Below are 25,664 nucleotides of genomic sequence, written 5' to 3'. Positions count from 1 at the left end.
GGTGATCAGGTGCAGGACGACGTTGATGTGGTGACCTATCGAGTGACTGACGGGGTAGCCGTCGTGACCATGAACCGGCCGCAGTATCGCAACGCGCAGAACTCGGCGATGACCTACGCGTTGGACGCCGCCTTCTGCCGCGCCGTCGACGACGAGGACGTTCGGGCGATCGTGCTCTGCGGCAGCGGTGAGCACTTCAGTGCGGGACACGACATCGGGACGCCGGGACGCGACCATCACGTGCACTACGAGAACCGGGCAGCGCTGTGGTGGGATCACGTGGACCGCGCCGGTGGTGATCAACGCTTCGCCCGCGAGATGGAGGTCTACCTCGGGATGTGTCGCCGGTGGCGTGAGCTGCCGAAGCCGACCATCGCGATGGTGCATGGTGCGTGCATCGCAGGCGGCCTGATGCTGGCGTGGGTATGCGACCTGATCGTGGCGTCCGATGACGCGTTCTTCGCAGATCCCGTCGTGCGCATGGGGATTCCGGGTGTGGAGTACTTCGCGCACCCGTGGGTGCTTGGGCCGCGGTTCGCCAAGGAGATCCTCTACACCGGTGATCGGTTCACCGCCCAGCGCGCCTACGAGGTCGGGATGGTCAGCCGGGTGGTGCCGCGCGCCGATCTGGAGCGCGAGGCGATGTCGTTGGCTGCGCGGATCGCCACGATGCCCGGATTCGGGCTGGCTCTCACCAAGAGGGCCGTCAACCAGTGTGAGGATCAAATGGGCCTGCGCAACGGAATCGACGCGGCGTTCGGCCTGCACCACTTCGCGCACGCGCACAACGTCGAGGTGGGTTCGGACTCCCTCGGAGGTGTCGACCTCAAGGGGATGACCAGGCGGCCCGACGCGCAGTAGCGCGAGCGCCTCCCAAACGCAGACGAGTCCACCCGCTTAGCGGATGGACTCGTCGCGAGCTACTACCTGGACGTCCTGTGGTTGGACGTCTAGGGGTTAGCAGTCGTAGTACAGCGAGAATTACGTGCTGGGCGTTTGTGGGAGTTTGCGCCGTTGGTTGTGCTGGATAGGCACAGGTCAGAGTGTTGACAGTGTTGGCGTCGGATGGGGCTTCACGGATCTACTGCGGACGGACTGCGGACGGATGCCCCAACGATTCGTTCGATAGGGGCGCAACCGACGTGCGGCGGCGGATGGCACTTGTACGGTCGGGTGTCATGGACAACATGGTGCAGACCATCCACTACGGCCCATACGAGCCCCCACATCCGTGGGGCGACCGTCCCGACGATTTGCCGATCTCGGCGGCTGCCTGGGATGCCGCGAAGCCGCCGCAGTCAGCCAGCCAGACTGCCGTCATCAAGGCGCTGTTCGAGGCGGTCAAGCACTTGGAAGAGAAAGTTCAGACGATCAGCGATCAGGCGCCGTAGGCCGCTTCCAGCACAAGATCAATCAGAGCTTCCAGGGCCGGGCGACTCATCTCATGCATGCTGCCCGTGGCATCGAGAACAACGTCCGCCTCACGCTCCTCGGACCAACACAGCTCGACCCTTCGCGAAAGAGTCACATACTCGCGGATCACACGCTGGCCCGTGATCGACACATCAACCTTCGTGGACGCAACCGCCGAAAGCGGCCGAATCCACCCGGACACGGCGAGCGGAGTGTCCCGGTCCTGACCCTCTGGGCGTAACACCGTCGCCGCGCCGAAGCCGCCTTGGCGAACCCAATAGAACCGGTAGAGCACCTCTCCCGATCCTGACTCGGCGTCGGACGTGCCCGAGAAAGCGTCCGGCACACCGCCGACCATCAACAGGACGGCTTCGAACATCGTCTGAAACTGGATATCTCCGAGCACCGGATCAAAAGCAACAACCTGCTGAATGCCCTTCAGCACCGAAGCGCCCGCCGGGTCCTGTTCTCCAATCATGCAGTCGACACTATGCCCCGACTGTTGCAGATGACGAGGAATGACCTCACCGCCGAGGGGCGGACCGGGTGCAGGTACACGCTCGGGGCGACCAGCCCCGCGTCATGGCGCGTCCTTCGCCGACCGAAAGAACTCCGGCGTAAACACCCGGCCCGCCTGGTCCACTGGACCCCCTACCCCCCACTGACACACACACAGCAGCCCCACCGAGAGGCCGCCGCGTGCGGGTCGAGGAGGACCTCCCCCTGGGCCTGCTAGGTGACGGTCAGGCCGGTGCCGCCGACCAGTCCGCTGCCGTTGCCGGTGAGTGCGCCGCCTGCCGGGGTGGTGACGACGTAGCTGCCGGCCGATCCGGTGACGGTCCAGGCGGATGCGTCGTACCCGTCGTCGAGGGCGACGAGCGCGCTCTTGACGGCGGAGTTCGCGGCGTTGGACGCGATCGTGGCCGTGGTGCGACCGCGCCAAGTCAGTGTGGCGTTACCGCTCGATGCGCCGCCGAAGCTGACGTTGTAGTTGCGAGTGACGCCGTCGAGGTAGAACAGTCCGACGCGCTCGGGTCGCACGATGTTCGCGCCGAAGCGCCAGGTGCAGCGGAGCATGACGCTGTCCGAGTTGAATGCCGCTTGATCGGACACCGCGACCTGAACTGAACCGACCGCGGACACGATGGCCGTGCGGTCGACGACGATGCCGGTACCCGACGGGACGGCCGGGTCGACGAGCACGGGCAGGTTGAACAGGAACCGTTGGGCCTCAGTGGTTCCCGCGCCGAGCAGCGACGTGTTGTAGTCGTCGCCGGTCTTGAGCTTCTGCAAGGCTGCCCACGCGTCGGGTGCGGCCAGGATGTGGGTCGGCACGCTGTAGTTGCCGGCGAGCACGGCCAGGCCGTCGACGAGGGCGTCGAGGTCGTCGGTGATGGTGCCGCAGTCGACGAGGCCGGGGATGTGGATCAGGCCGGCGGGCGGTGTGACGGCGGGGCCGACCGGTGCGGGCTGGGCGATGTAGGCCGAGTTGGCGGCGCGGGTGACGGTGCGGCGCACGCTGACCGAGAGCTGCTCGGAGGTGTTGATGTGGCTGTACTGCTCGCGCGACAGGCGGATCAGCTGGGCTATCTTGCCCGTGAAGACGGTGCACTGGGCCAGGTCCGGATTGTCTTCGGGGATCACGCTGCCTTCGGGGACGAACCCGGCGTCGGCGTCGTCGACGTAGACGCAGTGGACGGCGACGGCGTCGCCTTCGACGTCGCCTGCGACGGTGGACGTTTGGAGGATCAGGGCTTCGGGGACGGCGTCGCCGGGGGCGACCTCGGTGACGTCGGGGGACCAGCCGCTGGCGGAGAGGGTGGTGGTGATGATGGCCATGTGAAGACTCGCTTTCGAGGAGTCTCGGCCGACGGAACGGGCCGCAGCCGAGGACGGATTAGGTCTCGGATGCGGCCCGCGCAGTTCCGGTGAACGCTCCCACCAGGAGCGGTTCTAGTTCTAGTCTACCGCTTGAATGCCTCGGTCCACGAGCCCGAGTTGCCGCCGGACTGCACGGAGGTGCCCTCACGCGGCACGACCGGGCCGCGACGCACCCTTGCTTGCGGGTCCTCGAGTCCGAGTTGCTGTCGAGCGTCCTGCGCTGCGGCGAGCACGCGGTCGGCGTCCACGGTGCCGTCCTCGCCGACGAGGCTTGCCAGCTCGACACCCACAGTCCACAGGGCGGCGGGCTTGGTGAGGTGCTCGGCGGCGAGGCGTTCCACTTCGCGGCGCTGCATCGTTTCCACGTTCTGCCGCAGCGCGTCCCGTTCGGCTTCGGCGGCGCGGAGCTGCTCACGGTAGCGGATATCGCGGCGACTTAGATCGGTGTCGTCGCCGGGGTCGGACACTTCGGGGGCCGCATCTGAGATGTCACCCTGGGGCTGGGTTTCTTCGGGGACCTCGGTGGTGGGCGGGTTGCCCATGACTTCGGTTGTCTCGGTGCTGGCGTCTTTGTCGGTCATGCGGGTTCCTTTCAGGTGGTGTTGGTGTGGAAGAAATGTCGGAGAGGGGTCTGTGTCCTTTCGGGTGGGTTATGTGAGCCGGATGGCGTGGATCTCCGTCATCGGGATGTGCACCGGGCCGTCTGGCATCTGCTGGGGGCATGCGGCGCAGATGCGTTCGAAGCCCTTGAGCAGGTAGGTGGTCTGTCCGATGTATGTGATGGCGAATCCGGCTGCCGGTAGCACGGTCTCGTAGTCGGGTTCGTCCAAGAGGTGGTTGTGCACGCCGTTGACTTCGCCGGGGCCGAATCCGTACATCAACAGCCGGGCGCCGGGTCTCGTGGCCCGGTGTAGGGCTGAGGCGTACCGCAGTCGGTCCTCTGCTGTGTCGAGGTTGTCGTACAGCTTGGCGTCGACCACCGTGTCGAAGTGGCCCTCGAAGGCGTCGAGGTTGGTGACGTCGCATTGTCGGAAGTCGACTGTGACGCCTGCTCTTCGGGCGTTGGTTCGTGCGCGGTGGACCGCTGTCGGTGCGACGTCGAGGGCGGTGACCGAGCAGCCTGCGCGGGCGTATTCGATAGCGTGCCATCCGGTGCCGCATCCGGGGTCGAGCACGTTGCCCTTCACGGCGCCGAGGGCGACGAGTTGGCAGATGATCGGTTGGGGCTCGCCGAGGTCCCACGGTGCAGCGCCAGCGCGGTACACCATCTCTGCGATCTGACCGGGGCTCATACGCGTCCCGGTCATGATGCACTCTTGGGTCGGTAGGGATCTGGGGTCTTGTTGAACTGGTCGATGCTGGCCTGGTACTCGCGCTTGGCGAGGGCCTCGTTGTGCACGACGTGCAAGGCCGGTGCAGGTGTTCGGCTTTGAACAGGTGCTGGTTCTGGTGCGCCGTCGCAGTCATCGCAGAGGGGCTCGGTCGCGGCGGCGGGCAGGGTTACGTTGCAGCGTTTGCAGGTGGTCGGTCGGGGTGATCCGGTGTTGCTGGTGATCAGTTGGCATTCGGCACAGAGACCGGCAGCGATTGATCGTGGCGCGGTGAGCGCAGCTCGACAGGCCGTGCATCGAGCCGCTGGGCCGTCAGTCGCGCCAGTCGTGCAGGGTGTGGCGCGACTGGGGTTTTCGTCAGTTGCGCCATCAGTCGCGCCATCATGTTCCTGCAGGTCGGACCCAGTCGCGCCAGTCGCGCCACGCTCCTGCGTGACACCCCCAGTCGCGCCACCGTTCTGCATGTCCTCGATTAGCTTGGTCTGGATCGGCAGGTACCAAGTTGAGCGTCGAGGGAAGCCGATCGAGGTGTCGAGAATCCCGATCCTTTTCTTCGCTCGCTGTAGCGTTCGCTCGGTGATCTTCTCTTTGGCGGCCTCGTTCTTGATTACCTTGGACGGGGTCGGACCTTCTTGCTTGAGGTAGTCCTGCAGCCAGTGTTCAGCGGCTGTGCGCTCCCCGGCGTCCCCGCCACCATCACCGCCGAGGAGGTCTCGGGCGTCCACTTTTGTGTCACCGAGCCATTCGACTGAGCCGATCTCGGTGGGACCGTCGTCGGTCTGGATCTCGGTGCCGACGATGCGGAATTCGACCGAGCGGTCGGTGCCCGCATAGTTGGCTTTGGTGTTGGTCAGCACGCGGGTGCCGGTGTCGGGATCTTCGGCGATGGACAGGACGCAGCGGGCGACCTGGGACCAGGCGACCGAGCCGAGCATGAGTTGTCCGGAGTCGGCGCCGTCGCGCTTACCGAAGTGAGCGAGCCCGATGATGGTCACCTTGCAGCGGTCGGCCAGGGCGGCGATGGGTTCGAGGTATTGCCGTACGGCGATGTCGTCGTTGCCGGAGAACCCGGCTGGCACGACGGCCTTGGCGGGGTCGAGAAACATCATGGTGACGTTGTGCTCGCGGATGACGTTCTCGATGGCGTGGAGGTCGAGGGGGAACACCAGCGCGCCAGTGCCAAGGTCGGTCTGGACGTCTACGAAGATCACCTTGGACATGTCGGCGCCGTTGGCGATGAGGCGCGGCACGATGGCGGATTCTCGGGATTCCTCGGTGCCGATCCAGAGGACAGTTCCACCGTTGCGGGTTTCGCGTGCGGCCCAGCTGGACGCGACGGTCGACTTACCTTTGCCCTCGCGTGCGGCCAGCAGGTTGATTGCGTACTGGAGAATCAGGCCCAGTTCCCACCACACCAACTTCTTGGCCTTGACGTGTGAGCCGCGGGTGACGACCAAGCGCCGGGGTGCGGCCCGGGTACCTGGTTCGGCCGGGCCGGGATCGTCTGGGTGTGATTGCTGTGCCATCTATGCGACCTCTCGGGGGACGTAGGCGTTGCCGCGGCCGTTGCGCACCGTCTGGGCGACGGCGGACCAGCCACCGGCACTTGAGATCTCGCGGCTGGCAGCGGCACGGTGTTCTTGTACGACGTCGTGGTGGAGTGCTTCCCGAACACCGCCGAGGACCAGGGCGAGTAGCTTGCGGGCGTCGTCATCGGGCATGCCGCACCACTGAGGTGTGCCGGGGATCAGGTGGTGGTCGAGGGCAACACCGTGACTGGTGGCCAGGCGTGCGGCGTAGGAGTGCACCTCGAACCAATTGACCTGCCGGGAGTGGGGAGTGCCCCCGCCACTGTCGGCGGGGGCATCCTCGAATGATGGTTGTGAGCTCACTACCGGCCCTCGTCAACACCGAAAAGGGCTACTGCGGCGCGCAACACGTCGGCCAGTTCGAGTGCTTCCGCCGGGGTCAGATTGGCCGTGGTGGGTTTCTTCCACTCGCCGCTGGTTATGTCGGCGTCGCTGTATGAGAGGCCGATGAGCGGTTCTCCGTCGTCAAACATTTTTGCCGAGACGTACATTCCGGCGCTGTACCAGTTTTCGGCATCGCTTTTTCCGGTCTGGTGGCTGAAGGTGACATACGCCGCCGTGGACTTGTAGCTCGTGACGAGCATTGAGCGCCCAACTTTGTCCTCGTCTGGGTCTGCCCAGATCGGCCGGGGGATCGTCATGATGCTTGAGGCGTCACCGCCGTGGTAGAGCGTGCCGTCGCCGTTGGCCTTCTCGCAGAGGCGGTCCCAGGCATCCAACTCGGGTGCTCGTGGATCGAGATCTACTGGTTCGAGGTCGACCGTCTCGGTCACGACGGCCGGCTTATTCTTCGCGGTCATCGGACCACCGCCGCAGCGTCGGCCTCGAGGACGTCGGCGACCTTGTCGACCAACAGGACGGCTTGGCGGAGATGGCCGAGCGCGGTGACCAAATCGAGCGCCTGGAACAGGCCGATATCGCTGGGCGTGCCGCGCAGCACCGTGTTGATGTCAGCGCGAGCCAAGTCGACCATGTTCACGACGCCGTCGAGCATCAGTGCGCTGTCAGTCGCCGGGATGGCTACCGGTGGAGCACTGGGATTAGGTACAGTCACGTCTACCTGCTTTCTTCAGAGGATTTGTGGGTGTGAGCGGTCCCCGCCAGGTGTTGGCGCACCTGGGGTTCGGGGGCCGTTCTTTTTGTCAGGATCTCGGTGTTGTCGTCGTCGATCAGCCCGAGGTCTTCAAAGGCGGGGTAATCGCGCATCAAGCGGACACCCCTCCTCGCTGTGTAGCGGCCTCCTGCTCCGCTATCCACTGCAAGACGCCAGCTCGCCGGTAAACGATCCTTTTCCCAAGGGCGAATGACGGCGGCCCCTCATTGATGGACCGCCAGTAACGCAAGGTGCCCATTGCGATGTTGGTCTCCGCAGAGACGTCCTTTGTCGTCATGAACTCCGATGCCATGAATCACCTCCTGTGTTTGATTGCGAACACAGAAACGGTTACACAGGATGTGTTGAATAGCAAGTACAGGGCGTGAGAGACTTGGGCCGTGTCGGAACAAGGCGAAGGCCGTAGTAGCGAGCCGTCATCCGTGCGCGACCTGAACTTCGTGAGCAACATGGTGCGTCTGCGAAGCGAGTTGGGGATGAGTCAGGCGGATCTAGTTCAGAAGCTACGAGATGGTCAGTGGCCGACGGTGCATCAGACCACCATCTCCCGAATCGAAAAGCAGGAGCGTCAGGTCAGGCTGGGCGAGGCGTGGGCGATTGCTGACGCACTAAAGACCAATGTGTACGCAATGGTGCTGGCGCCAAACGTTTTTGACGCCAATCACCAACTTCGGCAATCCATGGAACGAGTCGCGCATGCGTACGACACCCTGGGTGAGTCTGTCTGGCGGCTTGTAGATTCTCGCCGCGCACTGCGACGTGCTGTTGAGAACGCTCGACGCGTACTGGAACGAGAGGGCGGAGGTCCCGAAGACGGTGGCCTGGCGGGCAAACGCGGGGACCTGCCAGGCGTTCTTCGGTCGGCTGAGGCCCATCTCGCGATGAGAGTGGACCGTGCTGTTGCTGCGGGGCGCGAGGCTAGTAGGGAAGAATCCGAGTCGTTTGTGCAGTACTCAGACTTTGCGCGTGTCCACGGGTCTGTTTCCAATCGTTTCGAGCCTGACCTTGTCGCCATCGACGACGACCTGCGAGCTGAGATAGATGCCGCAGACGCGTAACCGTCGCAGCGGCGTCGAGGACCGCTGGGCGGATCTGAAGAAACCGCGCCAGGATCGCAATGCCGACGGCACGCCGATGTTCGACACCGACGGCGAACCGGTGATGACCGTGCGCCCCGTGAACCACGGCAAGGGAATGCGCTGGCGCGCAAGGTATGTCGATGGTCGGAACCGCGAGCACGCCAAAGCGTTCAGGGTAAAAGCTGACGCTCAGAACTGGCTGGACGGCCAGACGGCCACGCTGGTTTCCGGTACCCACATCGCGCCGCGTGACGCGCAGATGACCGTGTCCGACTGGTGTGAGACGTGGATCGACGGCTACCAGGTCAACCGGGAATCCACAGTGCGGCAAGCCCGCACGCACATCAAGCACATCGTGGCCGAGTTCGGCGACCAACCGCTGTCGACGCTGCGGCCGTCGCAGGTGAAGTCCTGGGTGGCTGGCCTCAAGGGGGAGTTTCAGCCGAGCTACGTCTACGCGCTGCACTCGAGGCTGTCGCAGATCTGCGGCGACGCCGTGCTCGACGGAGTAATGGCCCGTAATCCGTGCTCGCGGCGCACCGCGCCCCCGATGGGCAAGCAGAAACCCTATGTCGCGACCACAGCCCAGGTGTGGGCGTTGCATGACGCGATGCCTGACCATCTGCGGGTGGCGGTGCTCCTGGGCGCGTTCGTGGGCCTGCGCGTCGCGGAGGCCTCGGCCCTGGGCGTGTCAGATGTCGACTTCATCCGTGGCGTCGTGCACCCGACGCGGCAGTGGCCGGATAAGCCACTCAAGACGGACGGCAGTTCTCAGCCCATCCCGATCCCGAACGATCTGGCACTGCTGCTGTCGTCATCGGTGCAGCGATATCCATCGCCGATGATGGTGACTAGGGGAGCGGCTGGCACCACCGCGCCGCCATGGGTGATCGAGCGTGAGATCAGGGCGGCCCGGGCGACGATCGACGGCCTGCCTGACGAGTTCAGCTTCCATGACCTGCGCCACTACCTCGCGTCGATGCTGATCGCGTCCGGCGCCGACATCAAGACCGTCCAGGCCCGCATGCGTCACGGCAGTGCGCGCACCACGCTCGACACCTACGGCCACCTGTGGCCAGATGCAGACGAGTCCACCCGCTTGGCTATTGGCGCTGTTATCGCCGAGCGGATGGACTCGTTGGAAGCTACTGCGGACGCACTGCGGACGCTGGCCCCCTCTGACTAGCTAGTGCGCTGGTCAGACGGTTAACTGGCTCAGCAGTCGTAGTACAGCGAGAACTCGTAGGGGTGCGGGCGGATCTGGACCGGCATGATCTCGTTCTCCCGCTTGTAGGAGATCCAGGTCTCGATCAGATCCTCGGTGAAGACGCCACCCTCGGTGAGGTACTCGTGATCCTCCTCGAGCTTGTCGATGACCGCCGACAGCGAGGTGGGCGCCTGCGGGATGTTGGCGGCCTCCTCGGGCGGGAGCTCGTAGAGGTCCTTGTCGACCGGGGCCAACGGCTCGATCTTGCGCTTGATGCCGTCGATGCCGGCCATCAGCATCGCCGCGAACGCCAGGTACGGGTTGCCCGAGCTGTCGGGGCAGCGGAACTCGAGGCGCTTGGCCTTCGGGTTGTTGCCCGTGATCGGGATGCGGACACACGCCGAGCGGTTGCGCTGGCTGTACACCAGGTTGATCGGCGCCTCGTAACCCGGCACCAGGCGCTTGTAGGAGTTCACCGTCGGGTTGGTGAACGCCAGCAGCGAGGGCGCGTGGTGCAGGATGCCGCCGATGTAGTGGCGCGCCAGATCCGACAGGCCGGCGTAACCGGACTCGTCGTGGAACAGCGGCTTGCCGTCCTTCCACAGCGACTGGTGGGCGTGCATACCCGAGCCGTTGTCACCGAACAGCGGCTTGGGCATGAAGGTGACGGTCTTGCCGTTCTTCCACGCCGTGTTCTTGATGATGTACTTGAACAGCAGCACGTCATCGGCGGCCGACAGCAGGGTGTTGAACTTGTAGTTGATCTCAGCCTGGCCGGCGGTGCCCACCTCGTGGTGACCGCGCTCCAGGATGAAGCCGGCGTTCTGAAGGTTGGTGGCCATCTCGTCGCGCAGGTCGACGTAGTGGTCATACGGGGCGACTGGGAAGTAGCCACCCTTCTGGCGGACCTTGTAGCCCAGGTTCGGGCTGCCGTCGGCCTCGAACGGCTCGCCGGTGTTCCACCAGCCAGACTCCGAGTCGACCTCGTAGGAGGTGCCGTTGATCTTCGAGTCGAACGTCACCGAGTCGAAGATGTAGAACTCGGCCTCAGCGCCGAAGAAGCAGGTGTCGGCGATGCCCGTGCTGGCGAGGTAGTTCTCGGCCTTGCGGGCGACGTTGCGGGGGTCGCGGGAGTAGGCCTCGCGCGTGAACGGGTCGTGCACGAAGAAGTTCATGTTCAGCGTCTTGGCGGCGCGGAACGGATCGATGCGTGCGGTCTCGGGATCCGGCAGCAGCATCATGTCGGACTCGTGGATGGACTGGAAGCCGCGCACCGACGAGCCGTCGAATGCGAGTCCGTCCTCGAACACGCTCTCGTCGAACGTCGAAGCCGGGATCGAGAAGTGCTGCACGACGCCGGGGAGATCGCAGAACCGAATGTCGACGTACTCGACCTTCTCGTCCTTGATCTGCTTGATGATGTCGTCGGCCGTCTTTTCTGCCACTGAGTGCTCTCCTTTTACTGGTAACCCGCGGGTTGACGCTAAGGACACGATGTTGCACGCCAGTCAACCGCATGTTGCGCGGACGTTACGCGATTGGGCGGACCATATGCTTGTGTCATGGCGCGCACCTTCGGTACCTGGCTCTCCGGCCCACCGCCGCCCGAGGCAGGTGATTCCTCCCAGGGACCCAACGACTACCCGGGGCAGCGACTCGGATTGCCCCCGTCTGGCGCCGGTTCACTTGTCGGGTGGGGTAGGCGCATCGGCGCTCTGGTGCTCGACTGGCTCATCGCCTACGGACTGGCAGCCCTGTTGATGTCGCTCGGGCTGTTGTCGCTGGAAATGCTGTCGACGGCGGTGCTGGTGATCTGGCTGGTGCTCGGCATCGTCTCGGTGCGCCTGTTCAGCTTCACACCCGGGCAGGCCGCGTTGGGGCTGCAGGTCGCATCCGTTGACCACCGCATCCACGTCGGCGTGGGTCGCGCGCTCGCGCGCGGTGTGCTGGTGGCGCTCGTCATCCCGCCGCTGTTCACCGACTCCGACGGTCGCGGACTTCAGGACAAGGCCACAGGCACCGCGATCGTCAGGCGCTGAGGGCGCCGGCGGCCGCGCGCTGCCACCAGTCAGTGGCCAGGGCCGCATAGGCCTCGGGCTTCTCCTCCCAGGAGAAGTGGCCCACACCGGGTAGGAAGTCGACGCTGCTGTTGGGTAGACGGTCACCGAGGTAGGTCGCGTTCACCGCGGGCACCACCTGGTCATCACTGCCCTGCACGATGCGCACCGGCGTGCGGATCCCGGCCAGGAGATCGCCAAGCAGCGGAAGCTGCTCGGGGTACGCCTGCACGTACGGAATGGACTCGGCGAACCGGTCGCCTGCGTAGGAGGCGATGTAGTCGTCGCGAACCTCTTGCGACGGGGTGTACCCGGCGATGGTCTCAAGAGCGATCTCGACGATCTTCTCGCCGCCGATCTGACGGTACGGTGCCAGGTCGGTGGCCTCCACCCACTCCTTGAGCGGGCCGGCGACGGTCACCGGCACCGCCGCCCCGCCGGATCCGATGACCAGGCTGGCGAACCGGTCTGGATGGGCGGCGGCCGCGAACAGGGTGGCCGATGTGCCGATATCCGGTGCCACCACATGCGGCCGGTCCAGTCCGAACGCATCGGCGATGCGAACGATGAACTCGCCCATGGCTTTCGGACTCATCAACGACTCGCGTCGCTCCGAACCGCCGAATCCGGGCAGGTCGACGGCGAGCAGGTGCGCGGCCGCGGCCAACGTCGGCCATGCCCGCTCGTAGGCGAAGATGCTCTCCGGCCACGGATTGAGCAGCAATGCCCGCTGCGCTCCGGTGCCGCCCTCCGCGTAGCGGATCGACAGGCCGTCGATGGTCTTGATCTGGGGACGAATGAGCCCGCTCATGACCGTGCCGCCTGCGCGTCGTTGCGGGCCTCGATGGCCTTGACGCTGGTGTCGAAGGCCTTTCCAAGGACGCTCCTGCCGACGGTCCCCAGTACACCCGCGAGCACCCGGCCCTTGAGGTTCTTGCCCTCGCGGACGATGACAACGTCGACGTCGGTCGTTCCGTCGGGCCGCGGCATCAAGGTGTAGGTGTAGCCCGATGCCCCGCCGAACACGTTCGAGTCGGTGGTGGTGAGCCTCACGTGGTGAGCATCGGACCAGTCGTAGTGCAGACGTTCCCAGGTGCCGCGCCCGCCCTCGGTGACGTCGGCCTCGTGAGCGCCCAGATGATGCACCTGCAGCGATGCGTCGGCGCTGTTGGGGAAGAGCTTTGAGCGGCCCGGACCGAAGTCGGTGAGTCCAGCGATGAACTGCTCGGGAGTCGAGGTGGTGGTCTGGTGGAAGCGGATTGTGGACATTGGGTGCTCCTCATGTGGGATGAGCTGATGGCTATATCCACCATGAGCGTGTCGCGAGCGTCGTGAATTCCTGCGCGCGACTATCCGGGGAAGCCGTAGTGACCCTGGTACTGGCAGGGACAGTCTTACGATCTGTCGGTGGCACAGAGGGTCAGCGCGCTGGGGGAGTACCTTCGTGCGCGCCGCGAACAACTTCGCCCCGAGACCGTCGGGCTGGAGGCCTCTGCGCGGCGGCGCGTACCGGGATTGCGCCGTGAGGAGCTGGCACTGCTCGCCGGTATCAGCGCGGACTACTATCTGCGGCTCGAGCAGGGGCGTGACAGGCATCCATCCGCACAAGTCCTCGATGCGCTGGCGCGTGCCCTGCGACTCGACGCCAACGCCACCGCGCATCTGCATCAGCTGGTGAGGGCACCCGGTCGTGCGCCCGACATCGGGGTCGACGCGGTGGCCGACGATCTGGATGAACTGATCGATCAGTTCTCGATGCCGGCGATCGTGGCCAACCGGTACCAGGATGTGCTGGCCGCGAACCCGATCGCCTGCGCGTTGTCACCGGGTTTCACACCCGGTGCGAACTTCCTACGGTGGCGGCTGTTGGCACCGGCCGCCCGTGAGTTCTTCGTCGACTGGGAGGAAGCGACTGAAGTCGCGGTGAGCGGTCTACGCGAAGTGGCGGGCAGCGATCTGGACGATCCCCGGCTGCACGCACTGATCGAGGAGATGTCGGCGGGCAGCGAACGGTTCCGCGAACTCTGGGCACGCGCGGACGTGGGGTATCGCCGAGGCGTTGTCCACATGCGGCATCCCGTCGTTGGCGATCTTCATCTCCAACCCACCAGACTCAGCGTTCCGCACACCGGCGGACAGCACCTGTTGATCTATCGCGCCGCACCCGACAGCGCGTCAGCACGGGCGCTGGCGGCTCTTCGCCCATCGGCCTGAGGGGGCTCGCCCGTGCTACTTGCGACGCACTGTGCGCTGCACGCCGCGCATCTTGGCGTTGCCGGGCATTGGTCCCTTGGGCATCGCGGCGGGTCCGATCCGCGACCCCAGCGCAACGAGCTTGGACTCCAGCGCGTCCATCTGCTTGACGGTGATGTTGGCGGGAAGCTTGGTCAGGTGGCGCTCCAGCTTGGACAGCGGCACCTCGCCCTCGCCGTTACCGACCACGAAGTCATAGATCGGGGTGTCGCCGATCAGTCGGGCGGTGCGCTTCTTCTCCTGGGCGAGAAGCGGTTTGACCCGCACTGCGGCGCCCTCACCGACGAAGATCACGCCCGGTCGGCCGATCACCCGGTGCACCGCGTCGAAATGGCCGGTCGCGGCGACGCCGGGAGTGACACGCCACTTACCGCGCAGGTTGTCCAACGCCCACGCCGCGGCGCCGGTCTGTCCCTCCGCCTTGCGGTAGACCGACTTCTGCGCCCGCCTGCCGAAGACGATGAATGCGACCAGGGCGCCGAGCACGATGCCGAGCGGGATCAGCGTCACCATCGTGAAGGTGCTGCCGCTGAGGACGCCCGCGGTCACCGCTGCCGCGACTATCAGCACGAATGCGCCGACCATGTACGGAAGGAGGCGCTTGTCCTCCTTGCGCTGAATCTGGAACGCCTGCCACAACTGACTGCGGCGCTGCTTTGAGGCCGCCTTACGGGTGGCCTTCGCCTCGGCCTTGGCGGCCTTCACAGCGGCGGGGTTGCGAGTTTTCGCCATGGGACCAGGATACGGGTGCGGGTGGGCGAATCAGGAAACGGGCGGGCTGGTCCGCAGCCGCTCGGCCTGCGCGTACAGCCGGCCTGCGCGGTACGACGAGCGGACCAGCGGACCGGCCAGCACGCCAGCGAATCCGATGCCCTCGGCATAGGCGGCGTGCTCGACGAACTCCTCGGGCTTGACCCACCGCTCGACGGGGTGATGGCGCGCGGACGGGCGCAGGTACTGCGTGATGGTGACGATGTCGCAGCCGGCGCGATGGAGGTCGTCGAGCGCGGTGCGGACCTCCTCGGGTGTCTCGCCCATGCCCAGGATCAGGTTGCTCTTGGTGACCAGCCCGTAGTCACGCGCGGCCGTGATGACATCCATGCTGCGCTGGTAGCGGAACGCTGGACGGATGCGCTTGAAGATGCGTGGCACCGTTTCGACGTTGTGCGCCAGCACCTCCGGACGCGTCTCGAACACGGTCTCGAGCTGTTCGGGGATGCCGTTGAAGTCGGGGATCAGCAGCTCGACACCCGTGTTCGGGTTGAGCGCCTTGATCTGGCGGACGGTCTCGGCGTACAACCAGGCGCCGCCGTCGGGGAGATCGTCGCGGGCCACGCCGGTCACGGTCGAGTAGCGCAGGCCCATCGTCGCGACGCTCTCGGCGACGCGCCGCGGCTCGTCGCGGTCCAGTTCGGAGGGCTTGCCCGTGTCGATCTGGCAGAAGTCGCATCGTCGGGTGCACTGTTCGCCGCCGATGAGGAAGGTGGCCTCGCGGTCCTCCCAGCACTCGTAGATGTTGGGGCAGCCGGCTTCCTCGCACACCGTGTGCAGACCCTCACGTTTCACCAGGGCCTTGAGTTCGGTGTACTCCGGTCCGGTCTTCAAGCGGGTCTTGATCCACGGCGGCTTGCGCTCGATGGGGGTCTCGGCGTTCCGGACCTCGAGACGAAGTAGTTTGCGGGTTCCCGGGTCGACGCTCACGACAATGATGCTAGCGTCGTCCGGCCGTCCAGCGCGTCGCAGACTGCCGCGGCCACCCGTTCGGCGACGTCATCGGTGGTGACGCGGCGGCCGAGTTCAGCCGTCAGGGACGTGACACCCGCATCGGCTATGCCGCACGGCACGATCGCGCCGTAGCCGTCCAGCGTGCAGTCACAGTTCAGCGCGAAGCCGTGCAGCGTCGTCGCCCGCGCGACCCGAATGCCGATCGCGGCGATCTTGCGAGCCGGTCGTCGACCGTCGCCGGGCACCCACACCCCCGATCGGCCGTCGATCCGTCCGGTCTCAAGACCGAGTGAGGCGCACACGCTGATCAGCGAATCCTCCAGCCGCCGAACGAAGTTCACCACATCCAGAGGTTCGGTCAAGCCGATGATCGGATAGCCGACCAGCTGGCCCGGGCCGTGCCAGGTGATCTTGCCGCCACGGTCGGTGTCGATCACCGGGGTGCCGTCCACCGGCCGTTCGTGCGGCTCGGTGCGCTTGCCCGCGGTGTAGACGGGCGGATGCTCGAGCAGCAGCAGGGTGTCGGGTCCGCCCGCGATCCGGGCCTCGGCCACTTCGCGCTGCATCTGCCACGCATCTTGGTAGTCGAGGGTGCCGAGATGGCGAACCTCCACAGCCGCCGAAGAGGACCGCACCGACGTTGCCACCATGTCCTTGACGCTACCTGTCAGCCGTAGTTGGGCGCCGTGCCGTACGCCAGCGCTTCGCCGATGGTGTTGTGATGGAACTCGAATCCGGCGCGTTCGAGCGCGGCGGGGATGGCCCGCTGGCCGCCCAGCAGACCCTCGTCGGCGAACTCGCCCAGCACGGTGCGCAACGCGAATCCGGGCACCAGCAACGCCGAGGGTCGGTTCACGGCGCGGCCAAGCGCGGACGTGAACTCGGCGTTGGTCACCGGCGCCGGGCCGGTCAGGTTCACCGGCCCCGACACGTCGGCGTGCGCGATCACGAACAGCAGGGCCCGCACCTCGTCCTCGAGGCTGATCCACGGCATGTACTGGCGACCGTTGCCCAGCCGTGCGCCCAGTCCGAGCGAGAACAGTGGCTTGAGACGATTCAGCACCCCACCGGAGGGCCCCAGCACCAACCCGGTGCGGGCCAGCACGACCCGGGCACCTGACTGCTGCGCCGCGGCCGTCGCCGCCTCCCAGTCCTCGCACAGTCCGGCCAGGAAGCCAGTGCCCGCGGGCGCGGTCTCATCGACGACGCGATCACGCGTGTCGCCGTAGTAGCCGACCGCGCTGGCGTTGATCAGCACCGGGACGTCCGCATCGGCTATCGCGTTGGCCAACACCTCGGTCGGACCGATGCGGCTGTCGCGCAGGCTCTGCTTGAACGCGCCCGACCATCGCTTGGCCCCCACATTGACGCCGCACAGATTCACGACGGCGTCGACGCCACGCAGGGTGCTCGGATCGCACTCGCCGGTGTCCGGATTCCAGAACACGTCATCCGGGTGCGACGGTGGCCGCCGCACGATCCGCAGCACGCGGTGGTCTCCCGCGCGCAGCGCCGAGGTCAAGGCCGAGCCGATCAGACCCGAGGAACCCGCGATCGCGATGACGGCGTTGGTCACGGTGGCGTGCGCCTCCTACAGACCGAGGTCTGCCTCGAACGCTCCCTCTTCGAGGCGACGTTTGATGGTCGTCAGGAAGCGACCGGCATCGGCACCGTCGATGAGGCGATGGTCGTAGGTCAGCGGCAGGTAGCACACCGACCGCACACCGATCGACTCGTTGCCGTTGTCGTCGACGACGACCCGCGGGCGCTTGACGATGGCGCCGGTGCCCAGCATCGCCGCTTGCGGCGGCACCAGGATCGGGGTGTCGAACAGAGCGCCCTGGCTGCCGATGTTGGTGATGGTGAACGTGCCACCGGACAGCTCGTCGGGCCGCAGGTTGCCAGACCGGGCGCGGGCCGCGATGTCGGCGATCGCGCGGGCCAACCCGCCCAGCGACAGGTCGCCTGCGTTGTGCACGACGGGGGAGAGCAGACCCTGCTCGGTGTCCACCGCGAAACCGAGATGCTCGGCGTCGAAGTAGGTGATCTCCTTGGTGTCCTCGTTGTAGCTCGCGTTGACGTTCGGATGCGCCTTGAGGGCATCGACCACCGCGACGGCGAAGAACGGCAGGAACGTCAGGTTGACGCCCTCGCGCTCGGAGAAGCTGGCCTTGGCTCGCGCACGCAGTGCCACGATCTTGGTCAGGTCGACCTCATGGGTCTGCGTCAATTGTGCTGTCGTCTGCAGGGATTCACGCGTCTTCTTCGCCGTGATCTGGCGAATCCGGGTGGCCTTCTGCGTGGTGCCGCGCAAGTGAGCCAGCGCGGGGGCCGGAGTGGCCGGTGCCGCGGCAGCCGGCTTGGCGGCAGCGGCAGGCGCCGCGGCGGGAGCGGGCGCCTTGGCGGCCTCCGCTGCAGCCAGGACGTCCTGCTTGCGGATGCGGCCACCGACACCGGTGCCCTTCACCGATCCGAGATCGACGTTGTGCTCCGTGGCCAGTTTGCGCACCAGCGGTGTCACATACGGGCTCGCATCCGATGCGGGCGCCTCCGCGGCAGGAGCCGCGCGCTGCGGCGTGGGCTCGGGCTTCGGTTCCGGCTTGGGTTCCGGCTTCGGCTCGGGCTTGGGTTCCGGCGCGGGCTCAGCCTTGGGTTCGGGCTTGGGCTTGGGCTCGGTCTTCGGCGCTGGTGTGGGCTCCGGCTCCTGCTCGGGTTCTGGCGCCGCGTCCGCGGAGCCGACCTTGCCCAGTTCGCCGCCGACGGCGACGACGTCATCCTCCTCGGCGGTGATTGACACCAGGGTGCCCGCCACCGGCGAGGGGATCTCGGTGTCGACCTTGTCGGTGGAGACCTCCACCAACGGCTCGTCGACCTCGACGCTGTCGCCGACCTTCTTGAGCCAGCGGGTCACCGTTCCCTCGGTGACGGACTCGCCGAGTTCGGGCATCTTCACCGACGTCGCAGCGCTGCTGGAGGCGGCGGGTGCCGACTTCGCGGGCTCGGGGGCCGGCTCTTGTGCTGCCTGTGGCTCGGGTTCCGGCTCGGGCTCGGGTTCGGCTTCTGGCTCCTGCGCGGCGGGCTGCGCATCAGCACCGGAGGAATCCTCGCCGGACTCCCCGGCCTCGCCGATCAACCCGAGGTCGCCGCCGACCTCGACCGTGTCGTCCTCGTGGGCGATGATCTTGGTCAGCACACCGGCGACGGGGGACGGGATCTCGGTGTCCACCTTGTCCGTCGAGACCTCGAGTAGGGGCTCGTCGACTGCGACGGTGTCGCCCTCCTGCTTCAGCCATCGCGTGACTGTCCCCTCGGTAACGCTCTCACCGAGTGCGGGCATCTGGACGGAGATGGCCATGTCTATTGACTCCCTCGAACGGTTGCTCTGCCGGGCCGAATTGTCGCGGTGTCCATCCTGTCACGTCCGGGCGCGGGGGTCGTCGCAGACCTAGCAGTGCGGCCCTCTGGCACTATCGGGTAAGGCGTTGAGGCCGAACTGCCGCGACGAGTAGAAGGAGCCGGGTCGAATTGGGGCTGTTCTCCAGATTCCGCCGTCGCGGCCCCCGGCGTGCCGGTAGCGCCGACCCCGCCGCCGATCTCCAGTACCTCCAAGACTGGGTCAGCACGCACCAGGGTGTCGAGGCCTTCGTCGAGCCCCAGACCACCGTCACCGACGTCACGGTGGTGCTTGTGGCGGCGGATGGCGAGTGGACCCGACGCCGGGCAGGCGGTGACGCGGGTGCGCGGCGCCTCAGCGGCCAGCTGAACATCCCCGTCTACGACGTCCAGAAGGTCGGCTACCCCCAGCGGATGCGCGACTTCGACGCGCGCAGGCGCATCGAACGCCAGCGCGAGGCCCGCAAGGCGCTCGAGTAGAGCGTTCTTGACATGCCCGCGCAGATACGGGCATGGTCGACCCATTCGGTACCGGCGGTACCGGTTACTTTGGGACGCGACAATGACGGGGAGCCTGATGACGTCGACCGGTGAGCGCTTCGTGCACAGCGCGGATGGCGAACGGATTGCCATCTATGAAGAGGGCAATCCCGAGGGGCCCACGCTCGTACTCGTACACGGGTGGCCGGACTCCCACGTGCTGTGGAACGGCGTGGTGCCCATGCTGGCCGACCGCTTCCGGATCATCCGCTACGACAACCGCGGCGTGGGGAGATCATCGGTGCCCAGGAAGGTGTCCGCGTACACCATGTCCCGGTACGCCGACGACCTCGCCGCGGTGATCGACGCTGTCTCGCCCGGGGTCGCCGTCCACGTGCTGGCACACGACTGGGGATCGGCGGGTGTGTGGGAGTACTTGGCGCGCACCGGCGCTGGCGACCGGGTGGCCTCGTTCACATCCCTGTCCGGCCCCAGTGCTGACCACCTGAACCGCTATGTCATGGATGGCCTCAAGCAGCCGTACCGGCTCCCGCGGTTCCTGCGCTCACTGAGCTGTCTGGTTCGCCTGACGTACATGGGCGCAAACTCGGTGCCGGTCGTGGCGCCCGCGCTGACGCGCGTATTCCTGCCGCGCGTCATGCGGGCAATCCTGCAGAGGCGTGACGGCATCCCCGCCGACCAGATTCACCATTCGGACGCGCTCGCCACCGACGCCGTGCGCAGCATGAAGGTGTACCCGGCCAACTACTTCCGATCGCTGGCCCGCGCGCGCAGGGACCATCACGTCGACGTGCCGGTCCAGATCATCGTCAACACCCGCGATCCCTTTGTCCGCCACCACGTCTACGACGAGACCGGCAAGTGGGTCTCGCGGCTGTGGCGTCGTGAGGTGAAAGCCGGTCACTGGTCGGTGTTCTCACACCCGCAGGTGGTGGCGCAATCCGTCACCGAACTCGTCGAATTCCTGGGCGGTGCGGAGCCAACCCGCGGCCTGCTGCGCGCCCAGGTGGGCCGGCCTCGCCGGGACTTTGGCGACACGCTCGTCTCGGTGACCGGGGCAGGCAGCGGAATCGGTCGCGCCACCGCGCTGGCCTTCGCCGCCGAGGGTGCCGAGGTCGTGGTCAGTGACGTCAACGAGGACGCGGCGGCCGCCACCGTCGCGCAGATCGCCGCTACGGGCGGCACCGCGCACGCCTACCGCCTCGACGTCGCCGACGCCGCGGCGGTGAACCGCTTCGCCGAGCAGGTGTGTGCCACCCACGGTGTGCCCGATGTGGTGGTGAACAACGCAGGCGTGGGCCAGGCCGGCAACTTCCTTGACACCCCGGCCGACGAGTACGACCGCGTGCTCGACATCAACTTCGGTGGCGTCGTCAACGGTTGCCGCGCCTTCGCCGACCGGATGGTCGACCGTGGCACCGGCGGGCACATCGTCAACGTGGCCTCCATGGCCGCCTACGCGCCGATGCAGTCGATGAACGCGTACGCGACCAGCAAGGCCGCGGTGTACATGTTCTCCGACTGTCTGCGTGCCGAACTCGATTCCGCCGGAATCGGTTTGACGACGGTGTGCCCCGGAGTGATCGACACCGACATCATCAACACCACGCGCTTCGACGTGCCCGCAGGCAGGCAGGGCGCGGTCGAGGCGCGCCGCGCGCAGATTCAACGAGGCTTCAAGGCACGGCGCTACGGCCCCGACAAGGTGGCCAAGGCGATCATCGCGGCGGTCAAGAAGAACAAGCCGATACGCCCGGTCACCCCGGAGGCCTACCTGTTGTACGGCGTCGCGCACGCCCTGCCGCAGGTGATGCGCAGCACCGCCCGCGGCAAGGTCCTGTAGCTAGCTGCTCGCGGCCCTGCTCGATTAGCCGCTCGCGGCCGTGCCCGATTAGCCGCTCGCGGCGATGTCCTCGATGGCGGCGAACATCGTCCGCGTCGGCACCCCGGTGCCGCCCTTGCCGGTGTAGCCCCACGGCCCGCCGGTGTTGTAGGCCGGCGCGGCGACGTCGAGATGCGCCCACTGCACTCCATCCGCCACGAACTCGCGCAGGTAGACCCCGGCGACCAGCATGCCTGCGTAGCGCGACGAACTGACGTTGGCCAGATCGGCCACCGTGGACTTGAGGTCGTCCTTGAGTTCCTCGGGCAGCGGCATCGGCCAGGCGTTCTCGCCCACCTGCTGCGACAGCGCGGCCACGCGGTCCCGGAACTCGTCGCTGCCCATGACACCCGGCGTCCGCGCGCCCAGGGCCACCGTCTGCGCGCCCGTCAGCGTCGACGTCTCGATCAGGTAGTCGGGTTGGTCCTCACACGCCCGCACGATCGCGTCGGCCAGGATCACGCGGCCCTCGGCGTCGGTGTTGAGCACCTCCACGGTGATGCCGCCGTACTGGGTCAGCACGTCGCCGGGGCGCTGCGCCGTCGCCGACGGCATGTTCTCGGCCATCGGCACGGTGGCGATCACGTCGACGGGGACGTTCTGCTTGGCCGCGAGCACGACGGTCGCGACGACCGCGGCGGCACCGCCCATATCGGAGGTCATGTGATGCATGTTGGCCGCGGGCTTGATCGAGATACCACCCGTGTCGAAGGTGATGCCCTTGCCCACCAGCGCAACCGTCTTCGCCTTCTTCTTCTTGGCCGCAAGCTTCGATCCGCGGTGGATGAGCCGGACGAGGCGCGGGCCGCGAGATGATCCCTTGCCCACGCCGACGATGCCGCCGTATCCGCCCTTCTCCAGAGCCTTCTCATCGAGGATCTCGACCTCGAGGCCGACGGCCTCACCCAAAGCCCTTGCCCGCTTGGCGAACTCCTCGGGGAAGAGGTGGCTGGGCGGGGTGTTGACCAGATCGCGGGCGGTGGCCACCGCCGTGGCGATATCGGTGCCGCGCGCCGCCTGAGTCTTCGCGTCCTTGGCCGTGGACAGCGCGGTGATCTTGGCGAGCCCGGGCTCCTTCGGCGCCGTCTTGTCGCTGCGGAAGTCGGTGAACCGGTAGGCGCCGAGAATCAGTCCCTCGACTGCGGCGGCCACGTCGAGATCGGACAGGGTGGTGATGACGGTCTCCGTGCCCGACAGCGAGCGGGCGGCCGCGCCTGCGGCCCGACGGATCAGGTCCTGCGGCCACTCGTCGCGTGCCTTGCCCAGGCCGACGGTCAACACGCTGGCCACCGGCAGCGACGGCACCACGATGCGGGTGACCTGTTCGGTGCCGGCCTTGGCGCCGAGCGCCCGTAGCGCGACCTCGATCTCACCGACCGCCTCCGCGTCGAGGAACGGGTTCGCGACGACCTTGACGCTTGCGTCGGACTCGTCATCGCCGTTCACCACGGGGACTATCAGCACCGCCGAGCCCGTACCGCGCTTGGGCAGGCTGGTGGCGACGTTGACGACGGGGGACTGGTAACCGGGACTGGTACTCACAGTGGTCAACCCTAACCAGTGCGGCCAGCCTGGGGACGGCGGAGCGACCGGGATTAACCTTGCGGCGTGAGTGACAACCTGCTGCAGGGCCCACTGGTAGACCGCCATCGAGCGCTTGGCGCGAGCTTCGCCGAGTTCGGGGGCTGGCTGATGCCGGTGAGCTACGCCGGCACCGTCGCCGAGCACAACGCGACCCGTAACGCCGTCGGCCTCTTCGACGTCAGCCATCTCGGCAAGGCGCTGGTCGTCGGCAAGGGGGCCGCCGCCTACGTCAACTCCGCATTCACCAACGACCTGAACCGAATCGGTGCGGGCAAGGCGCAGTACACGTTGTGCTGCAACGAATCCGGTGGCGTTATCGACGACCTGATCGCCTACTACGTGTCCTATGACGAAGTGTTCCTGGTGCCCAACGCGGCCAACACCGCCGCCGTCGTGGCAGCGCTGAAGGACAAGGCCCCGGCCGGGCTGACCATCACTGACCAGCACCGATCCCATGCGGTGCTGGCGGTGCAGGGACCCAAGTCCGCTGAGGTGGTCGGTGCGCTCGGCCTGCCCACCGATATGGACTACATGGCCTACGCCGACGCCGAGTTCGACGGGGTGCCGGTGCGGGTGTGCCGCACCGGTTACACCGGCGAGCACGGTTACGAACTCCTTCCGGAGTGGGACCGGGCCGGTGTCGTGTTCGACGCGCTGGTCTCTGCGGTGAAGTCCGCGGGTGGCGAGCTCGCCGGCCTCGGCGCCCGCGACACACTGCGAACCGAGATGGGCTACCCGCTGCACGGTCATGAGCTGTCGCTGGAGATATCGCCCGTACAGGCGCGATGCGGCTGGGCGATCGGCTGGAAGAAGCCGGCGTTCTGGGGGCGCGACGCCCTGCTCGCCGAGAAGGAGGCGGGGCCGCGGCGAGTGCTGCGCGGACTGCGGGCCCTCGGGCGTGGGGTGCTGCGCGCCGATATGACCGTGCTGGATGGCGACAGGACCATCGGCGTGACGACGTCGGGGACATTCTCGCCAACACTCAAACTCGGTATCGCGCTGGCGCTCATCGACAGCGACGCCGGGGTCGCCGACGGCCAGACGGTGGCGGTCGACGTCCGCGGGAAAAGGCTCGAATGCGAGGTCGTCGCACCACCCTTCGTGGAGGCGAAAACTCGATAGAGGCGAGTTATACAATTCCGATATGACCGACGGCCCTCTTGAGTTCTCGCTTGCCCGCAGTACGAATCCGGCAAGTGACGAGGTGCGCGCCGACATCCTCTCCGATCCCGGTTTCGGTCGGTTCCACACCGATCACATGGTGTCGATCGACTACACCGAGGGACGCGGCTGGCATGACGCCAAGGTGGTGCCGTATGGCCCCATCGAGCTGGACCCGTCGGCGATCGTCCTGCACTACGCGCAGGAGGTCTTCGAGGGACTCAAGGCCTACCGCTGGGCCGACGGATCGATCGTGTCGTTCCGGCCCGACGCCAACGCCGCCCGACTGGGCCGCTCGGCGCGCCGGCTGGCCATTCCCGAGCTGCCCGACGAGGTGTTCCTGGAGTCGCTGCGCCAGCTGATCGCCGTGGACGCCGACTGGGTCCCCGCGGCCGGGGGCGAGGCGTCGCTGTATCTGCGGCCGTTCATCTTCGCCACCGAGCCCGGCCTGGGCGTGCGGCCCGCCACCGAGTACCGCTACATGGTGATCGGCTCGCCGGCCGGCGCCTACTTCAAGGGCGGCATCAAGCCGGTGTCGGTCTGGCTGTCGACGGAGTACGTGCGGGCCAGCCCCGGTGGCACCGGCGCGGCGAAGTTCGGCGGCAACTACGCGGCCTCGCTGCTGGCGCAGGCTGAGGCCGCCGAACAGGGCTGCGATCAGGTCGTGTGGCTCGATGCCATCGAACGCCGCTACGTCGAGGAGATGGGCGGGATGAACCTGTTCTTCGTCTTCGGCAGCGGTGGCTCGGCCCGGCTGGTGACACCCGAGCTGAGCGGATCGTTGCTCCCCGGTATCACCCGGGACTCGTTGCTGCAGTTGGCAACCGACGCCGGGTACGCCGTCGAGGAGCGCAAGATCGATGTCGAGGAGTGGCAGAAGAAGGCCTCCGCGGGCGAGATCACTGAGGTGTTCGCCTGTGGCACCGCCGCCGTCATCACCCCGGTCTCACACGTCAAGTCCGGCGACGGCGAGTTCACCATCGCCGATGGCCAGCCGGGTGAGGTCACGATGGCCCTTCGCGACACACTCACCGGCATTCAGCGTGGGACGTTCGCTGACACCCACGAATGGATGACCCGCCTCGGCTAGGTAGAATGGGGTGTCCTCATCGGACACCGGACGAGCGGCACCGTACCCGGCCAGCGACAAGACGGCGCGTGGAGAGGTGTGTCATGTCTTGGGTCATTCTGGTCGTCTCGGGCGCCTTCGAAGCCGTGTGGGCGGTGGCTTTGGGCAAGTCGGAGGGCTTCACCAGGCTCGCGCCGTCGCTGGTGTTCTTCCCGGCGCTCGTCGTATCGATGGGCGGGCTGGCCTACGCCATGCGCGAACTGCCGACCGCTACGAGCTATGTCATCTGGGTGGGCATCGGCGCGACGCTGACCGCGGTCTACTCGTTCGCCACAGGTGACGAGTCGGTTTCGGTGGCCAAGGTGTTTCTCATCGGGGTGATCGTCGCGGCCGCGATCGGGCTCAAGGTGCTGCACGGCTGACGT

The 25,664-nt window shown here is 66.7% G+C and carries 30 protein-coding genes and 1 riboswitch; of the genes, 11 read left to right on the top strand and 19 right to left on the bottom strand.

From position 1 onward, the window contains the following. The first annotated feature begins 9 nt into the window (after positions 1–9). Entirely contained in the window at positions 10–861 is an 852-nt protein-coding gene (locus ABIA65_RS28475) for an enoyl-CoA hydratase (RefSeq protein WP_354525635.1), read from the top strand. A gap of 317 nt (positions 862–1,178) precedes the next feature. Beyond that, positions 1,179–1,391 (top strand): hypothetical protein, encoded by a 213-nt coding sequence (locus ABIA65_RS28470; protein WP_354525634.1) that lies wholly within the window; start codon positions 1,179–1,181, stop codon positions 1,389–1,391. Here ABIA65_RS28470 and ABIA65_RS28465 read toward each other — a convergent pair. The 10 genes from ABIA65_RS28465 to ABIA65_RS28420 all read right to left on the bottom strand — a co-directional run bounded on the left by ABIA65_RS28465 (position 1,379) and on the right by ABIA65_RS28420 (position 7,605). Then, positions 1,379–1,891, bottom strand: a complete 513-nt coding sequence (locus ABIA65_RS28465; RefSeq protein ID WP_354525633.1) for a hypothetical protein — start codon at positions 1,889–1,891, stop codon at positions 1,379–1,381. The two genes, ABIA65_RS28470 and ABIA65_RS28465, sit on opposite strands and share 13 nt — an antisense overlap. 254 nt (positions 1,892–2,145) lie before the next feature. Then, complete coding sequence (locus ABIA65_RS28460) at positions 2,146–3,252, bottom strand: phage major capsid protein (protein WP_354525632.1); 1,107 nt, start codon at positions 3,250–3,252, stop codon at positions 2,146–2,148. A gap of 125 nt (positions 3,253–3,377) precedes the next feature. Next, positions 3,378–3,875, bottom strand: a complete 498-nt coding sequence (locus ABIA65_RS28455) for a hypothetical protein (protein WP_354525631.1) — start codon at positions 3,873–3,875, stop codon at positions 3,378–3,380. Positions 3,876–3,944: 69 nt separating this feature from the next. Further along, positions 3,945–4,601 (bottom strand): class I SAM-dependent methyltransferase, encoded by a 657-nt coding sequence (locus ABIA65_RS28450; protein WP_354525630.1) that lies wholly within the window; start codon positions 4,599–4,601, stop codon positions 3,945–3,947. Further along, entirely contained in the window at positions 4,598–6,151 is a 1,554-nt protein-coding gene (locus tag ABIA65_RS28445; protein WP_354525629.1) for an AAA family ATPase, read from the bottom strand. The genes ABIA65_RS28450 and ABIA65_RS28445 overlap by 4 nt, the downstream gene beginning before the upstream one ends. Next, a complete protein-coding gene (locus ABIA65_RS28440) occupies positions 6,152–6,517 on the bottom strand; it encodes a DUF2742 domain-containing protein (RefSeq protein WP_354525628.1) in 366 nt (121 codons plus the stop codon). Continuing rightward, entirely contained in the window at positions 6,517–7,014 is a 498-nt protein-coding gene (locus ABIA65_RS28435) for a hypothetical protein (RefSeq protein ID WP_354525627.1), read from the bottom strand. Before ABIA65_RS28435 ends, ABIA65_RS28440 begins: the two co-directional genes overlap by 1 nt. Beyond that, positions 7,011–7,268 carry a hypothetical protein gene (locus ABIA65_RS28430; RefSeq protein ID WP_354525626.1) on the bottom strand — a complete coding sequence of 86 codons (258 nt, stop codon included), beginning with the start codon at positions 7,266–7,268 and terminating at the stop codon, positions 7,011–7,013. The genes ABIA65_RS28435 and ABIA65_RS28430 overlap by 4 nt, the downstream gene beginning before the upstream one ends. Before the next feature lie 2 nt (positions 7,269–7,270). Beyond that, entirely contained in the window at positions 7,271–7,420 is a 150-nt protein-coding gene (locus tag ABIA65_RS28425) for a hypothetical protein (RefSeq protein WP_354525625.1), read from the bottom strand. After that, on the bottom strand, positions 7,420–7,605 hold the full coding sequence (locus ABIA65_RS28420) for a helix-turn-helix transcriptional regulator (protein ID WP_354525655.1): 186 nt from the start codon (positions 7,603–7,605) through the stop codon (positions 7,420–7,422). Before ABIA65_RS28420 ends, ABIA65_RS28425 begins: the two co-directional genes overlap by 1 nt. 103 nt (positions 7,606–7,708) lie before the next feature. Between ABIA65_RS28420 and ABIA65_RS28415 the strand changes: the two genes are divergently transcribed. Continuing rightward, positions 7,709–8,386: a helix-turn-helix transcriptional regulator gene (locus tag ABIA65_RS28415; RefSeq protein WP_354525624.1), complete on the top strand. Its 678-nt coding sequence runs from the start codon at positions 7,709–7,711 to the stop codon at positions 8,384–8,386. Beyond that, positions 8,370–9,593, top strand: coding sequence for a tyrosine-type recombinase/integrase (locus tag ABIA65_RS28410; RefSeq protein WP_354525623.1), 1,224 nt, complete (start codon positions 8,370–8,372; stop codon positions 9,591–9,593). The genes ABIA65_RS28415 and ABIA65_RS28410 overlap by 17 nt, the downstream gene beginning before the upstream one ends. 29 nt (positions 9,594–9,622) lie before the next feature. Here ABIA65_RS28410 and glnA read toward each other — a convergent pair whose 3' ends face one another. After that, positions 9,623–11,059, bottom strand: coding sequence for a type I glutamate--ammonia ligase (gene glnA, locus ABIA65_RS28405; RefSeq protein WP_241404689.1), 1,437 nt, complete (start codon positions 11,057–11,059; stop codon positions 9,623–9,625). Between the two features lie 117 nt (positions 11,060–11,176). Here glnA and ABIA65_RS28400 point away from each other — a divergent pair, with 117 nt between their 5' ends. Next, complete coding sequence (locus ABIA65_RS28400) at positions 11,177–11,653, top strand: RDD family protein (protein ID WP_241404690.1); 477 nt, start codon at positions 11,177–11,179, stop codon at positions 11,651–11,653. Here the strand turns inward: ABIA65_RS28400 and ABIA65_RS28395 are convergent. Both ABIA65_RS28395 and ABIA65_RS28390 read right to left on the bottom strand, forming a co-directional pair. Beyond that, positions 11,643–12,482, bottom strand: a complete 840-nt coding sequence (locus tag ABIA65_RS28395) for an alpha/beta fold hydrolase (protein WP_354525622.1) — start codon at positions 12,480–12,482, stop codon at positions 11,643–11,645. The genes ABIA65_RS28400 and ABIA65_RS28395 overlap by 11 nt on opposite strands. Beyond that, a complete protein-coding gene (locus ABIA65_RS28390) occupies positions 12,479–12,940 on the bottom strand; it encodes a hypothetical protein (RefSeq protein WP_354525621.1) in 462 nt (153 codons plus the stop codon). Before ABIA65_RS28390 ends, ABIA65_RS28395 begins: the two co-directional genes overlap by 4 nt. 138 nt (positions 12,941–13,078) lie before the next feature. Here ABIA65_RS28390 and ABIA65_RS28385 point away from each other — a divergent pair, with 138 nt between their 5' ends. Next, a complete protein-coding gene (locus ABIA65_RS28385; protein ID WP_354525620.1) occupies positions 13,079–13,885 on the top strand; it encodes a helix-turn-helix domain-containing protein in 807 nt (268 codons plus the stop codon). Positions 13,886–13,900: 15 nt separating this feature from the next. Here the strand turns inward: ABIA65_RS28385 and ABIA65_RS28380 are convergent, their stop codons facing one another. The 5 genes from ABIA65_RS28380 to sucB are packed head-to-tail and all read right to left on the bottom strand — an operon-like array spanning position 13,901 to position 19,004. Next, positions 13,901–14,656 (bottom strand): DUF4191 domain-containing protein, encoded by a 756-nt coding sequence (locus ABIA65_RS28380; RefSeq protein WP_354525619.1) that lies wholly within the window; start codon positions 14,654–14,656, stop codon positions 13,901–13,903. 30 nt (positions 14,657–14,686) lie between these two features. After that, entirely contained in the window at positions 14,687–15,625 is a 939-nt protein-coding gene (lipA, locus tag ABIA65_RS28375) for a lipoyl synthase (protein ID WP_241404695.1), read from the bottom strand. Further along, a complete protein-coding gene (gene lipB / locus ABIA65_RS28370; RefSeq protein ID WP_354525618.1) occupies positions 15,622–16,299 on the bottom strand; it encodes a lipoyl(octanoyl) transferase LipB in 678 nt (225 codons plus the stop codon). The genes lipA and lipB overlap by 4 nt, the downstream gene beginning before the upstream one ends. Positions 16,300–16,316: 17 nt before the next feature. Continuing rightward, the gene (locus ABIA65_RS28365; RefSeq protein ID WP_241404697.1) at positions 16,317–17,225 is read right to left on the bottom strand and encodes a TIGR01777 family oxidoreductase; all 909 of its coding nucleotides are present in this window, start codon (positions 17,223–17,225) and stop codon (positions 16,317–16,319) included. Positions 17,226–17,240: 15 nt separating this feature from the next. Then, the gene (gene sucB / locus ABIA65_RS28360; protein WP_354525617.1) at positions 17,241–19,004 is read right to left on the bottom strand and encodes a 2-oxoglutarate dehydrogenase, E2 component, dihydrolipoamide succinyltransferase; all 1,764 of its coding nucleotides are present in this window, start codon (positions 19,002–19,004) and stop codon (positions 17,241–17,243) included. 170 nt (positions 19,005–19,174) lie between these two features. Between sucB and ABIA65_RS28355 the strand changes: the two genes are divergently transcribed. Both ABIA65_RS28355 and ABIA65_RS28350 read left to right on the top strand, forming a co-directional pair. Beyond that, positions 19,175–19,522, top strand: a complete 348-nt coding sequence (locus tag ABIA65_RS28355) for an oxidoreductase (protein WP_354525616.1) — start codon at positions 19,175–19,177, stop codon at positions 19,520–19,522. 97 nt (positions 19,523–19,619) lie between these two features. After that, positions 19,620–21,386 (top strand): SDR family oxidoreductase, encoded by a 1,767-nt coding sequence (locus ABIA65_RS28350; protein ID WP_354525615.1) that lies wholly within the window; start codon positions 19,620–19,622, stop codon positions 21,384–21,386. A 48-nt stretch (positions 21,387–21,434) separates the two neighbouring features. Here the strand turns inward: ABIA65_RS28350 and ABIA65_RS28345 are convergent, their stop codons facing one another. After that, positions 21,435–22,967: a leucyl aminopeptidase gene (locus tag ABIA65_RS28345; protein WP_502919628.1), complete on the bottom strand. Its 1,533-nt coding sequence runs from the start codon at positions 22,965–22,967 to the stop codon at positions 21,435–21,437. A 66-nt stretch (positions 22,968–23,033) separates the two neighbouring features. On the opposite strand from ABIA65_RS28345, the gene gcvT reads away from it, so the two are divergent. The 3 genes from gcvT (at position 23,034) to ABIA65_RS28330 (ending at position 25,661) form a co-directional block, all read left to right on the top strand. Continuing rightward, positions 23,034–24,131: a glycine cleavage system aminomethyltransferase GcvT gene (gene gcvT / locus ABIA65_RS28340; protein WP_354525613.1), complete on the top strand. Its 1,098-nt coding sequence runs from the start codon at positions 23,034–23,036 to the stop codon at positions 24,129–24,131. Between the two features lie 22 nt (positions 24,132–24,153). Beyond that, a complete protein-coding gene (locus tag ABIA65_RS28335) occupies positions 24,154–25,260 on the top strand; it encodes a branched-chain amino acid aminotransferase (RefSeq protein ID WP_354525612.1) in 1,107 nt (368 codons plus the stop codon). A gap of 7 nt (positions 25,261–25,267) precedes the next feature. Continuing rightward, positions 25,268–25,331: riboswitch (guanidine-III (ykkC-III) riboswitch) on the top strand. 12 nt (positions 25,332–25,343) lie between these two features. Then, complete coding sequence (locus ABIA65_RS28330) at positions 25,344–25,661, top strand: DMT family transporter (protein WP_354525611.1); 318 nt, start codon at positions 25,344–25,346, stop codon at positions 25,659–25,661. Positions 25,662–25,664: the final 3 nt, after the last annotated feature.

The sequence above is a fragment of the Mycolicibacterium sp. 624 genome (assembly GCF_040548615.1).
In the GTDB taxonomy this organism is placed as follows: domain Bacteria; phylum Actinomycetota; class Actinomycetes; order Mycobacteriales; family Mycobacteriaceae; genus Mycobacterium.
Note: the sequence above shows the minus strand (reverse complement) of the source record. Positions and strands in the feature narration are given on the sequence as shown.

Bases quoted from the DNA above. Each gene is read 5' to 3' on its own strand.
- ABIA65_RS28470 (WP_354525634.1), top strand. From the start codon at position 1,179: ATGGACAACATGGTGCAGACCATCCACTACGGCCCATACGAGCCCCCA.
- ABIA65_RS28465 (WP_354525633.1), bottom strand. From the start codon at position 1,891: ATGATTGGAGAACAGGACCCGGCGGGCGCTTCGGTGCTGAAGGGCATT.
- ABIA65_RS28460 (WP_354525632.1), bottom strand. From the start codon at position 3,252: ATGGCCATCATCACCACCACCCTCTCCGCCAGCGGCTGGTCCCCCGAC.
- ABIA65_RS28455 (WP_354525631.1), bottom strand. From the start codon at position 3,875: ATGACCGACAAAGACGCCAGCACCGAGACAACCGAAGTCATGGGCAAC.
- ABIA65_RS28450 (WP_354525630.1), bottom strand. From the start codon at position 4,601: ATGACCGGGACGCGTATGAGCCCCGGTCAGATCGCAGAGATGGTGTAC.
- ABIA65_RS28445 (WP_354525629.1), bottom strand. From the start codon at position 6,151: ATGGCACAGCAATCACACCCAGACGATCCCGGCCCGGCCGAACCAGGT.
- ABIA65_RS28435 (WP_354525627.1), bottom strand. From the start codon at position 7,014: ATGACCGCGAAGAATAAGCCGGCCGTCGTGACCGAGACGGTCGACCTC.
- ABIA65_RS28425 (WP_354525625.1), bottom strand. From the start codon at position 7,420: ATGCGCGATTACCCCGCCTTTGAAGACCTCGGGCTGATCGACGACGAC.
- ABIA65_RS28420 (WP_354525655.1), bottom strand. From the start codon at position 7,605: ATGACGACAAAGGACGTCTCTGCGGAGACCAACATCGCAATGGGCACC.
- ABIA65_RS28410 (WP_354525623.1), top strand. From the start codon at position 8,370: ATGCCGCAGACGCGTAACCGTCGCAGCGGCGTCGAGGACCGCTGGGCG.
- ABIA65_RS28400 (WP_241404690.1), top strand. From the start codon at position 11,177: ATGGCGCGCACCTTCGGTACCTGGCTCTCCGGCCCACCGCCGCCCGAG.
- ABIA65_RS28395 (WP_354525622.1), bottom strand. From the start codon at position 12,482: ATGAGCGGGCTCATTCGTCCCCAGATCAAGACCATCGACGGCCTGTCG.
- ABIA65_RS28390 (WP_354525621.1), bottom strand. From the start codon at position 12,940: ATGTCCACAATCCGCTTCCACCAGACCACCACCTCGACTCCCGAGCAG.
- ABIA65_RS28380 (WP_354525619.1), bottom strand. From the start codon at position 14,656: ATGGCGAAAACTCGCAACCCCGCCGCTGTGAAGGCCGCCAAGGCCGAG.
- lipB (WP_354525618.1), bottom strand. From the start codon at position 16,299: ATGGTGGCAACGTCGGTGCGGTCCTCTTCGGCGGCTGTGGAGGTTCGC.
- sucB (WP_354525617.1), bottom strand. From the start codon at position 19,004: ATGGCCATCTCCGTCCAGATGCCCGCACTCGGTGAGAGCGTTACCGAG.
- ABIA65_RS28350 (WP_354525615.1), top strand. From the start codon at position 19,620: ATGACGTCGACCGGTGAGCGCTTCGTGCACAGCGCGGATGGCGAACGG.
- ABIA65_RS28335 (WP_354525612.1), top strand. From the start codon at position 24,154: ATGACCGACGGCCCTCTTGAGTTCTCGCTTGCCCGCAGTACGAATCCG.
- ABIA65_RS28330 (WP_354525611.1), top strand. From the start codon at position 25,344: ATGTCTTGGGTCATTCTGGTCGTCTCGGGCGCCTTCGAAGCCGTGTGG.